The organism is Stenotrophomonas sp. GD03819, from assembly GCF_029841665.1.
Lineage (GTDB): Bacteria > Pseudomonadota > Gammaproteobacteria > Xanthomonadales > Xanthomonadaceae > Stenotrophomonas > Stenotrophomonas geniculata.
The window spans coordinates 1-12,212 of the sequence record NZ_JAOCEW010000066.1; the positions used below are offsets into that span (position 1 = coordinate 1).

General features: G+C 67.3%; 7 protein-coding genes. 5 read left to right on the forward strand and 2 right to left on the reverse strand.

The annotated features are described in order from the left end of the window. Window positions 1-68: 68 nt before the first annotated feature. Together N5D45_RS22210 and N5D45_RS22215 are read right to left on the reverse strand one after the other, a co-directional pair. A complete protein-coding gene (locus N5D45_RS22210) occupies window positions 69-3,044 on the reverse strand; it encodes a TonB-dependent receptor (protein ID WP_197656698.1) in 2,976 nt (991 codons plus the stop codon). A gap of 133 nt (window positions 3,045-3,177) precedes the next feature. Next, complete coding sequence (locus tag N5D45_RS22215; protein ID WP_197656699.1) at window positions 3,178-6,537, reverse strand: TIM-barrel domain-containing protein; 3,360 nt, start codon at window positions 6,535-6,537, stop codon at window positions 3,178-3,180. Between the two features lie 322 nt (window positions 6,538-6,859). On the opposite strand from N5D45_RS22215, the gene N5D45_RS22220 reads away from it, so the two are divergent. The 5 genes from N5D45_RS22220 to N5D45_RS22240 form a co-directional block, all read left to right on the forward strand. Then, the gene (locus N5D45_RS22220; RefSeq protein ID WP_197656700.1) at window positions 6,860-8,014 is read left to right on the forward strand and encodes an SIS domain-containing protein; all 1,155 of its coding nucleotides are present in this window, start codon (window positions 6,860-6,862) and stop codon (window positions 8,012-8,014) included. Beyond that, window positions 8,007-8,945, forward strand: coding sequence for an ROK family protein (locus tag N5D45_RS22225; protein ID WP_279939641.1), 939 nt, complete (start codon window positions 8,007-8,009; stop codon window positions 8,943-8,945). Before N5D45_RS22220 ends, N5D45_RS22225 begins: the two co-directional genes overlap by 8 nt. 17 nt (window positions 8,946-8,962) lie before the next feature. Beyond that, the gene (locus N5D45_RS22230; protein ID WP_279939642.1) at window positions 8,963-10,297 is read left to right on the forward strand and encodes a D-tagatose-bisphosphate aldolase, class II, non-catalytic subunit; all 1,335 of its coding nucleotides are present in this window, start codon (window positions 8,963-8,965) and stop codon (window positions 10,295-10,297) included. A 33-nt stretch (window positions 10,298-10,330) separates the two neighbouring features. Next, window positions 10,331-11,107: a DeoR family transcriptional regulator gene (locus tag N5D45_RS22235; protein ID WP_010482152.1), complete on the forward strand. Its 777-nt coding sequence runs from the start codon at window positions 10,331-10,333 to the stop codon at window positions 11,105-11,107. Then, the coding region (locus tag N5D45_RS22240; protein ID WP_279939643.1) for an amidohydrolase family protein at window positions 11,104-12,212 on the forward strand (1,109 nt) is incomplete at its 3' end. The genes N5D45_RS22235 and N5D45_RS22240, both read left to right, overlap by 4 nt.

Below are 12,212 nucleotides of genomic sequence, written 5' to 3' on the forward strand. Positions count from 1 at the left end.
CGATCTGGAAATCGGACGGCTCCTCGATGAGGGTGCCGCAGCCGGCACGCCAGGTCACGCAAACGGAATTACTTGAACCGGTAGCCGATGGTCACACTGTAACCACGGCCGAAGATGGTGGCGTAGTCACTGGAGTCACCCAGGAAGCTGTTCGGATCGTAGAACGGCAGGCGGTTGAACAGGTTCTTGACGGTGAAGCTCAGGTTCCACGCATCATCCGGGCGCCAGGTGACGCTCATGTTGGCGGTCCACCACGACGGTGCGCCGTCGCACTTGCTCTTCTGCAGGGCCAGGTAGCCGCCGGTGCAGGTTTCCTTGTTGTTGCTCTCTTCGTCGATCTGGTCGGTGGCCCACTTGGTGCCACCCACATAGTTGACGAACATGCTGGTGGTGACCTGCTTGTAGGTCCAGTCGGCATTGAGCGTGGCACGCAGGCGCGGGTTGTTGTAGTAGCCCACCACGTCGCCGTAGTACCAGCCGTTGGCTTCATCCATGTAGAAGCGGTTGCGGTTGGCGATGGTGGCGGCCAGGCCGATGTTCAGGTTGCCCCAGTCACCCAGCGAGAAGCGGCTGCGTGCATCGATGTCGAAGCCGTCGATCAGCGTCTTGCCACGGTTCTTGTACTGGCCCACCACGCTGGCCACGTTGCCGGCGGAGTAGCCCGGCAGCACCGACGGGCAGCTCACGCCACTGGCCGGGTCGGCACACATCGCCGCCAGCTGCGCCAGGTTGGCGCGGTCACTGTCGGTGATCGGCGAGCGCGACGAGGAGATGATGTCTTCCATGCGGCGGTAGTCCGGCGCGACGATTTCATTGTCGCGATAGATGAACCAGTAGTCGGCCGACACCGACAGCCAGGTCGCCGGCTCATAGACGAAGCCGAGGGTGGCGATCTTGGCCTTCTCCGGTTTCAGGTTCTTGTTCGGCTGGGTCATGCGGGCCACGGTGCGGCTGCAATCCACGTTCAGCAGGTTCTTGCCCAGGTCGACATCGCCCGGACGCTGCGAGCGCAGCAGCAGGTTGGCGATGGCGTTGGTCTCGTTGCAGCGCAGCTCGTCGCGGTAGCCACCCAGCTGCGCGAACACGCCGCCGTTGCCGGATTCGGCCAGGCTCGGTGCACGGAAACCGGTCGAGTAGGTACCGCGCAGCATCAGCTGGTCGAACGCCTGGTACTTGAAGCCGATCTTCGGCGCGACGTTGGCGCTGAAGTTCGGGTACTTGTCCACGCGCACCGCCGCATCCAGTTCCAGCTTGTCGGTGATCGGTGCCACGGTCTCGGCAAACAGCGCGTAGGTGTTGCGCTTGCCGTCGAACCAGGAACCACCCTGCTGGGAGATCAGGCCGTTGGCTGCATCCGCGTTGCCCGGGGTGTAGAAGGTTTCGCGGCTGGCGTTGAAGCCGAACGCGGCGCGCATTTCACCGGCCGGCAGCTGGAACAGCGGACCTTCGATCTTGCCGTCCAAGGTGTGCAGACGGGTCCACGACTGGATGTCGAAGGTCGGGAACGCTTCACGGATCAATGCAGCGTTGGCTTCGCTGATCTCACCGAACTTGTATGCCGGGTGGTCGGAGATGATCACGCGGCCGGTGGTCGGATCGACCGAGTACGGGCCGAACGCCTTCTCGAAGCCCTTGATGTTGACGTTGATCGTCTGGTACGTGGTGGAGTGGGTGCCGGCACTGGCGAAGGCGGTCTCCCAGTTCCAGTCACCCCGGTTGCCACGCGCACCGGCCAGCACGCGGTAGCTCTTGTCGGTATTGCGCTGGCCAAAGTAGTTCGGGCCGGCATCCTGCAGCAGGTAGTTCAGGCCGACCACGCCGCCCATCATTGCCTTCATCTGCGGGCTGGCGTGGTTGTACTCGTTGTTCGGGCCCAGGAACGGGTACAGGAACTGGTTGACGGTGTTGCCGGTGTTGCGCGAGAACCAGCTGGTCGGGTTGCCGGTGGTGGTGCCGTAGGTGCGCGGCGTGCCGCCGTTGGCGCGCAGGTCGATGTCGGTGTAGGTCGCCTCGGCGAAGATCTCGGTGCTGTCACCCACCAGGAAAGTGCCGTTGAGGTAGGCGGTATTGCGCTCGGACTTGGCGCCGGCATCGATCTCGTTGTTCATCCAGGTTTCCCAGACGCAACGCGGACCGGCCGCTTCACTGGTCAGCACGTTCTTGCAGCCCGGCGCGGCTTCCTGCACGCGGCGGCCGGTGACCGGATCGAAGGCGAAGTAAGTGCCCGGATTGAATTCACCCGGCTTGCTGCCCACGCCCAGGCGCAGGTTGTTGAGATAGTTCGGATTGTTGACGTAGTACTGGTCGGGCCGCTTGTCGTAGAAATCGCTCAGCGGAATCGCGTCGCGGCGGTACATGTTGACCGCACCGTAGATGTTGAAGCGGTTCTCGGCCAGGTCACCGAAGCCGGCGGTGATGCTGGCCTGGCGCTCGCCGTAGGAGTCGATGCGCGAGGAGGTGTCGTTGGTGAAGCTGACCTCGGCGCCCTGGAAGTTGCGCTTGGTGATCACGTTGATCACGCCGGCCACCGCGTCGGTGCCGTACACCGCCGAAGCGCCGTCGGTCAGCACTTCCATGCGTTCGATGGCCGCAGCCGGGATCGCGTCGATGTTGACGAACTGGGTCTGGAAGCCGGCCGGTGCACCGTAGTACGACAGGCGACGACCATTCAGCAGCACCAGCGTTCCCTGGGCACCGAGGCCGCGCAGGTTGGCCTGCGAGGCACCGTCGGAACCGGTGAACAACGAACGCGCATCCTGCTGCGCCGGACGTGCGGCAGGCAGGTTGTCGAGCACCTGCAACAGCGTGCGCGCACCCATGTTCTGGATGTCCTGCTTGCTGATCACCTGCACCGGCGAGGCGGTTTCAACGTCGGTGCGGCGGATGTTGGAGCCGGTGACCTCGATGCGGGCCAGGTCGGTGGCGTTGTCCTTGCTCTCCTGGGCAACGGCGGGAGCGGCAATCGAGAACAGCGCGCCGGCGATGGCCAGCGTCAGCGGAGCGATCGAGCGACAGGGGGGGCGGTGGTGGCGGACGGGCAACATCGGGGTTCTCTCCTGGCAGGGGTGCGGCGCAACTGAGTGAGCGCGTGGGCGTTCGGCGGGCAAAACGCTCCCGGGCCACGGCCATGAGGGCCGTAGTCGGAATGGGCGGGGGAGGAGCGGTGTTACGAGGGGGTCATGGGGCGACGATGCTGGCGGAGTCGCCCTCCTGGCCGATCAGTACGGCATTGGCCCAGTTGGCGCAGACCTGGGCGGGTTGACTGCCCTGCGCACCCAGCGTGCGCAGGCTCAGGGTGGAAAGGCCACGGATGTCCAGCTCCGGCTTGACCACGCCGGGTGCCTTCACCAGGCCGCTGTCGTACAACAGGCGGTTGTCACCCCAGACCTGGAACTGCAGGCCACCGGCGCTGCGGCAGGCGTCGTCGATGCCGAGGTCGGCACGCAGCAGGTGCCAGCCGCCCTGCAGGCGCAGGTCGATGCGGCTGTTGGCGCCGACGCCCAGGCCACGGCGGAACTGCAGGCCGTTCATGCGCATGCCGGCATCGCCACGGAACGACTGGTCGGCGCGCACCTGGCTGGCCAGCGCGGCCGGCACCGGCAGCTCGGAGAGATAGCGCTGCCGGGCCGGTCGCTCCGGTTCCTGGTGTTCGAGGATGTGGAAGGTGGACAGTGCGATCGGGCCGACGTCGCGCGGCTGCAGCGCATCGAAGGCGCGGGCACTGCCCTGAGCGGCGGTGACCATCGGATCGGTGCTGCTGGCACCGTCGCCTTCCGGGTTCTGCACGCTCAACACGCGGAAGCGCAGCAGGCGGCCGGCATGGGCCGGGAAGTCGATGCGCTGCACGCCTTCCTTCAACTGCAGGCGGCCACGCGCGATCGGCTCGCCCCACTCGCCGTTGCTGTCGCCCAGGTAGACCTCGTAATCGCGTACCTGGCCGTGCTTCCAGTTCTTGTCGTTGCGCGGCGCGATGTCGATGCCATCGATCATCCTGCGCTCGCCGAACCCGATCACCCATTCATGCGCACCGGTGCGCACGGCCTGGTTGCGCACACTGCGGAACCAGGTACCCGGGTCATCATCGAAGGCGTTTTCCAGCGCGTGGCCGGGCTCTTCGGCCGGGCGGTTGACCACCAGCAGGCTGTCGGCCGGCAGTTCGCGGCCGAGCACCGGCGCGGCCGGATAGGCGTCGTCGGCAGCGGCGGCGGCGACCGCGAAGTCCAGCTGCAGTTGCAGGGGCTGGCGGATGTCCTGGCTGGCGGTGCGCACATGCAGCGTGCCGCGTCGTTCGGCGGCATCGAAGTACCAGCCTTCAGCAGCAGCGTTGAACGCAGCGGCATCAGCCAGCGCCGGCAGCGCGCGGCCAGCGGCCTGCACCGCACGCGGCGCCTGGCGGCTGAGCACGCGCAGGCCGTAGCGGCGCTGCGGCAGCTGGCCGTTGTACTGGCCCTGCACCGCATCGATCTGCACCTGCACCGGGCCACTGCCCTGCGCTGGCGCCTGCACGCGGATCACCTGCGTGCTCGACTCGCCCTGCTGGTAGCGGCGCGTGTTGCCATCGTCTTCGTACAGCGTGTAGTGCGACTCGCCCTGCGGGTACAGGTCGAAGGTCACTTCATCGAGCGGCTTCTCACCGTCGAACAGCATCGACGGGTACATCGGCAGGATCGCTCCGGCACGCACGAACACCGGCAGCGTGGCCAGGTCCACCTGGCGGTCGAGCTGGCGGCCGTCGGCGCCGGCCTGCACGCGGCGGCCGTCCCAGTAGTCGATCCAGCCGCCGGCCGGCAGGTGGATATCGCGGCGCCAGCCACGGCTGGCCGCCTGGCTGCGGTACACCGGCGCCACCAGCAGATCGCGGCCAAGCAGGAACTGGTACTTGTAGGTTTCATCCTGCGCGTGCGGGTCGCGCGGGTTGTCCCACATCAGGCCACGCACCGGTGGTGCGCCGGTCTGCGCGGCCTCGTGCACCAGGCCGTACATGTACGGGGTCAGGCGCATCTTCAACTTCAGGTAATCGCGGTTGATGCTGCGGTAGGGCTCGTCGTACCACCACGGATGCTTGCGTGCGTTCGACGACCAGCCGCTCATGCCCATCAGTACCGGCGTGAACGCCTTCCACTGCAGGTCGCGGGTGAAGGTCTCGGCGCTGCCGCCGAAGATCGCATCGACGTCGCCGCTGGCATAGGCCATGCCGGACAGGCCGGAACCGACCAGGGTCGGCACGTGCCAGCGGATGTAGTCCCAGCTGCTGCTCTGGTCGCCGGTCCAGGCCACGGCATAGCGCTGGATGCCGGCCCAGCCCATCACCGTCCACAGGAACGGGCGCGAATCGGAATTGTCGAGGATGCCGTTGAACGCCTGGCGGTTGGCGTCCATCGCGAACTGGTAGCCCTTGCCGGTCCAGGCCACGTCCAGCTTCTGCACGCGGCTGCCGGCCTTGCCCACTTCCCAGGCGATCTTGTCGACGCCGTTCTCGGTCCACAGTCCGGTGCGGAAACCGTAGCCGGCCAGCCCCTTCACGGTTTCCGGCAACTGCTTGTAACCGCAGCCGTAGCCGTCGTTGGGCAGGATCCAGCCACCGGGCATGTCGTGGGCGCGGTACTGCTTGGCCACGCTGTCGATCACATCGGGGGTGGTGCCGGTCGGGCCGTCGCTCCAGCCTTCGGGCACGGTGCCGGGCTTCTTGCTGTTGTCGCCATCGTTGTAGCAATCGGCGTCGCCGTAGGACAGCGCCCAGCGCGCGACCATGTTCGGGCGGCCAGTCAGCTGGGTGTAGCGCTCGATCAGTTTCGGCAGGTCGGCGCCGACGAAGTAATAGGCATCGAAGCGGTCTTCGCGATGCAGCAGCGTGGACTGGTCGGCCTCGCGCAGATCGTAGCTGCCATCGCTCCAGGTATTGCGCAGCATGCCCCAGCCACGGCTGCTCAGCAGCATCGGTGCAGGGCTGGGGCGGTCGCCCTCTTCCCAGCCGCCGGAATAGGACACCTCCAGCTCGCGGCCCTTGAACTGGTAGCGGCCGTTCTGCTGGCCGCCACCGAAGTAGCCCTCATCGGCCTGCGAGGACAGCACCTGCACGCTCTGCGTGGCATCCAGGTCCAGCGGCTGCAGTTCCTGCCACAGCGCGGTGGGCTGGCCGTTGTCCAGCCGTTCCAGGCGCATGCGCAGCGGCTGCCGCTGTACATGCAGCACCAGGGACTCGGTCCGCACGCGGATTTCCTGCGCGTCTTCTTCCAGCTTCGCCTGCACGTTGGCCTTGGGCTGCGGCAGTACGATCGGCGCGGCCTTGTCGCCGGCGCCGGTCAGCGTGCCGTTGCGGCCTGCCTGCACGCGGATGATGTCGGTGGCCGGCAGTTCGATGCGGAGGCGCGCGCCCTTGTCGGTCTGCAGGTCCCAGCCCTGCACGCCGTCGCGGCTGGCGCTGGCGGCAACCGAACGCAGGTTGCCGACCGGCTCGGCCTGGGCCGGCATGGACGCCAACATCAATGCCGGCAACAGAGCCAGCATCAGCGGCGAGCGACGAACGCAGATTTCCACACGGACTCCCAACCCGTTCACCGGGCGTTTCGAAAGCGGTTGGGCCGACTCTAGGGCAGCGATTCGAAAGATGTCAACAAATTGAAAGGAAAAAGGAAGATATATTCCGTTGAAACGAAAGTTGTTGCGTCGCAATACTTTGTGTAATCGATTGCAGCTGCCTGTTAAGCATTGTGCGATACGGCATTCGCCCCGTTCTTTCGTTTTCCCGAGCGCCCGGCAGCGGGAAAAGTCATCGCGTCATTTTCTTTCTTTTTACTTTCGATGTTTGACATTTCGAAAGAAAACGCAGATGGTGCGCTGGCCCAACTGGAACCTCCGAATGGACGTCACCCTGCTTTCCGATGTGTCCGCCTGGCAGCGCCTTGGCGGAGCCGATACCGCTACCGAAATCGCCCAGCAGCCAGCGCTGTGGGAAGTCCTCGCCCAGGATCTGTCGCGTGCCCGCGACCGCCTGCAGGCCTTCCTCGGCGGCAGCCTCAACGATCCCAACCAGCGCGTGCTGTTCACCGGCGCCGGCAGCTCCGGCTTCATCGCCGAGATGGTGGCCGATGCGATCAACGCGCAGTGGCCGGCCGAGGTGCGCGTGGTGCACACCACCAGCCTGCTGACCCATCCGGCGCTGTACCTGCAGCGCGACCGCCCCACCCTGCTGGTCTCGTTTGGCCGCAGTGGTTCCAGTCCGGAAAGCGTGGCCGCGGTGGACCGCGTGCGCGCCGATGTGGATGAGGCACGCTTCCTCGACATCACCTGCAACGCCGATGGCGAACTCGCCCGTCGTGGTGCCGGCCGTGCCGATACCTGCACGCTGCTGATGCCGTCGGCCAGCTGCGATCGCGCCTTCGCCATGACCAGCAGCCTGACCTGCATGCTGCTGGCCGCACTGACCGTGTTCGATCGTTCGCCGTGGGATGCGCGCGTGGCGCGCCTGAAGCAGATCGCCGCGCTGGCCCGCGAAGGCCAGGCGCAGTGGGATGCACCGGTGGCGGTGCTGGCGCAGCGCCCGTTCAACCGCATCATCTACCTCGGCAGCGGCCCGCTGGAAGCGCTGGCGCGCGAGTGCGCGCTGAAGGTGCTGGAGCTGACCGCCGGCCGCGTGCTGGCGCTGGCCAACACACCGCTGGGCTTCCGCCATGGCCCGAAGTCGACGCTGGACGGCAACACCCTGGTGGTGGTGCTGCGCAGCGTGCAGCCGCTGGCGCGCCGCTACGAACAGGACCTGCTGGAAGAACTGCGCCGCGATGGCGTGGCCGGCCAGGTACTGGCGATCGGCCCGCATTCGGACATCGGCGCCGACGACGAATACACCCTCACCGTGCCGGCACTGGACGATCCGTGGCTGGCACCGGTGTGGCTGGGCTTCGCGCAGCTGTTAGCGCTGCAGCGCTCGGCCGCGCTGGGCCTGACCCCGGACAACCCGTTCCCGGACGGCACCGTCAACCGCGTCGTCAAGGGCGTCACCATCCACCATGGCTGAGCTGATCGCCCACGCCTGCTACGGCATCGACATCGGCGGCACCAAGATCGAGCTGGTGGCGTGCGATGCGGCGATGCAGGTCACCTGGCGCCGCCGCGTGGCCACCCCACAGGGTGACTACGACGGCTTCCTGGAGGCGGTGGTGGCGCTGGTGGCCGAGGCCGATGCGGCGCTGGGCCGCGGTGATGCCGCCATCGGCATCGCCCTGCCCGGCGTGCGCGACCGCCGCAGCGGCCGCCAGCTCAGCGCGAACGTGCCGGCACTGACCGGCCAATGCGTGGCGCAGGATCTGCAGGCACGCCTGCAAAGCCCGCTGCACTTCGGCAACGACCTGCAGTGCTTTGCCCTGTCGGAAGCGCATGGCGGGGCCGCCGACGGCTACCCCAGCATGTTCGGCGCCATTCTCGGCACTGGTGCCGGCGGCGGCTTCTGCCTGCAGGGCCGCCTGCTATCCGGCTTCAACGGCCTGGCCGGCGAATGGGGCCACTGGAGCGTGCCCGGCCACCTGCTGCAGCGACATGGCCTGCCGCTGATCGACTGCGCCTGTGGCCTGCAGGGCTGCGTGGAGCGCTACGTGTCCGGCAGCGGGCTGGCAATGATCGAGCGCCACCTCGGTGGCAGTGCCGCGGACGCCAGCGCCGTGATCGCCCTGGCCGAAGCCGGCGATGTACATGCGCGCAAGGCGCTGGACATCCACCGCGATCTGCTTGGCCACAGCCTGGCCGCGCTGGTGCTGGCGCTGGACCCGCACGTGATCGTGCTCGGCGGTGGCCTCTCGCAGTACGCGCCGCTGTACCAGCAGCTGCCGGCAGCCATCGCCGCTCATCTGTTCAACGGCGTGCAGGTTCCGCCGATCGTGCCGCCGCGCTTCGGCGATGCCGGTGGCGCACGTGGTGCCGCCCTGCTCGCCTGCCAACCCTCGTTTTCCTGATTGACCGGAGCCTGACCATGTCCCCGTTGCAGACCCTGCTTGCCTCCCACCGCGCCGGTGCCAACGTCGGCCTGTACAGCGTCTGCTGCAGCAACGAGCAGGTGCTGCGTGCGGCCATGCACGTGGCGCTGGCGCACGGCACCGTGCTGCTGATCGAGGCCACCTCCAACCAGGTCGACCAGTTCGGCGGCTACACCGGGATGACTCCGCCGCAGTACCGCGATTACGTCAGCACGCTGGCCGATGAAGAAGGTTTCCCGCGCGAGCGGCTGATCCTGGGTGGCGACCACCTCGGCCCGAATGCCTGGCAGAAGCGCCCGGCTGCCGAAGCGATGACCCACGCGCGCGTGCTGATCGAAGCCTACGTCGCCGCCGGTTTCCACAAGATCCACTTGGATTGCAGCATGTCCTGCGCCGATGACCCGGTGCCGCTGCCCGACGCCATCGTCGCCGCGCGCTCGGCCGAGCTGGCCGAGATCGCCGAACGCACCGCCGCCGATCATGGCCTGCCGCCGCCGGTCTACGTGATCGGTACCGAAGTACCGATTCCCGGTGGCGAAGCCTCGCTGGCCGAAGGCCTGCAGGTGACCACGCCCGCTGCTGCGGCGCAGACCCTGGCGATTCATCAGCAGGCGTTCGATACGCCGCAGCTGCGCGATGCGTGGCAGCGCGTGATCGCCATGGTGGTGCAACCGGGCGTGGACTTCGACCACAGCAGTGTGCACGAGTACGACCCGGCCGCCGCCAGCACGCTGGCCGACTTCCTCGAACAGCAGCCGCGCATCGTGTTCGAAGCGCATTCCACCGACTACCAGCGCGAAAGTGGCCTGCACGCCTTGGTGCGCGACCACTTCGCCATCCTCAAGGTCGGCCCGGCGGCGACCTTCGCCTACCGCGAAGCGCTGTTCGCGCTGGCCGCGATCGAGGCCGAACTGCTGCCGGCCGCACAGTGCTCGCGCCTGCCGCAGGTGCTGGATGAAGTGATGGTGGCGCAGCCGAAGTACTGGCAGTCCTACTACCAGGGCGATGAGGCAGCGCTGCGCCTGCTGCGCAGCTATTCCTTCAGCGACCGCTGCCGCTACTACTGGGGCGAGCCCGCGCTGGTGCAGGCGGTGCAGACCCTGTTCACCAACCTGGAACAGCACGCGCCGCCGCTGGTACTGCTCAGCCAGTACCTGCCGGAGCAGTACCGCGCCGTGCGCGAGGGCACCCTGGCCAATACGCCTACCGCGCTGGCACGGCATCGCGTCGGCCTGTGCCTGGGCGAGTACGCCCGTGCGTGCAGCGCCAACCAGGCCGGAACCCGCACGCATCACGCAGACGCGGCTGCCGCCGTTGCTGCGAACGGCTAATCTCTACCTTTCCCCGCGACACCGAGAATGGCCATGCGCAACACCCGCTCCCGCCGGCAACAGATCCTGCAGCTGCTGATCGAGCACGGCTCGGTGCAGGTGGCCGATCTGGTCGAGCGCTTCGGCGTGTCGGCGGTGACCATCCGTGCCGACCTGACCCACTTCGAATCGCAAGGCCTGGCCAACCGTACCCACGGTGGCGCCACGCTGGTACGCACGCCGCCGCAGGAACAGGACATCCACGAAAAGGACGCACTGAACCTGCCGCTGAAGGAATCGATCGGCGCGTGTGCCGCGCGCCTGGTGCGGCCCGGTGACAACATCATCATCGACTCCGGCTCGACCACGATGACCCTGGCCCGTCACTTGCGCACCCAGCGCGACGTGACGGTGATGACCAATGGGTTGAACATCGCCTGGGAACTGGCCAACGCGCCCGGCATCAACGTGCTGCTGACCGGTGGACTGCTGCGCCAGCAGTCGTTGTCGCTGCAGGGCAGCCAGGCCGAAGCCAGCCTCAACTCCTACAGCTTCGACACCCTGTTCCTGGGCGTGGACGGCCTGGACCTGCAGTTCGGACTGACCACCCACGATGAAGCCGAAGCCCGCCTCAACCACCGCATGGTCGAGCGCGCGCGCCGCATCGTGGTGCTGACCGACGCCTCCAAGTTCGGCCGCGTCAGCCTGCACCGCATCGCACTTCTCGATCAGATCCACGCCATCATCACCGACGCCGGCATCGACGACGCAACCCGTGAAGGGCTGCAGCGGCTGGGCATCGAGGTGATCATCGCCGAGCCCACTGCATGACCGACACCCGCACCCTGCATGGCCGCATCCTCACGCCGCTGGGTTGGCGGCGTGGCCACGTCCACTTCGATTCGCACATCCGCCAGCTGCAGGTGGACGACCACAGCGGCGCTGACGACCTGCAGCTGCCGGTGATCCTGCCCGGCTTCATCGACCTGCACGTGCATGGTGCGGCCGGCGTCGACCTGATGCAGGGCGGCGACGTGGCCCGCACCATCGCCCGCACCCACCTGCGCTTCGGTACCACCACACTGCTGGCGACCACCATGACCGCCGGCCTGGATGAGATCGAGCACGCGCTGCACGGCGTGGCCGCGACCATGGCAGCGCCCGATGCCGACGCCGCCTGCATTGCCGGCGTACATCTGGAAGGGCCGTTCATCAGCCCGCAGCGCCTGGGCGCGCAACCCAACCGCACCATCGAGGCGACGCTGGCGCTGGTGCAGGAACTGCATGCACTTGCACCGATCCGGGTGATGACACTGGCGCCGGAAATCGGCGAGCACACCGCGCTGATTCCCGCGCTTTCGGCAATGGGCATCCGTGTGCAGCTTGGCCACAGCGCTGGCACTTACGAAGAAGGTGTTGCTGCGCTGCAGGCCGGGGCTTCCGGCTTCACCCATCTGTTCAACGGCATGACCGGCGTCGACCACTACCGGCCTGGCATCGCCGCGGCGGCGCTGGCACATGCGCAGTACGCCGAGATCATTCCCGACCTGCAGCACATCCATCCCGGCGTGATCCGCCTGGCCGCGCGCGCGATCCCGCGCTTGTACGCGGTGACCGACGCCACCGCCGCCACCGGCATGCCCGATGGCGAGTACGCCCTGGGCGAACAGCGCGTGCACAAGTGCGGCGGCTGCGTGCGCCTGGCCACCGGTTCGCTGGCCGGCAGCGCACTGACCATGGACCAGGCGCTGCGCAACCTGGTGCGTGTGGGACTGGAACTGGCCGATGCCTCGCATCGCGTGTCCACCTTCCCCGCCGATTACCTGGGCCTGGATGATCGCGGTCGCATTGCGCCCGACGCCCGTGCCGACCTGGTGGTACTGGATGCCGGATTGCGCCTGCAGCAGGTGGTGATCGGCGGGCGCGTCGTCGATCT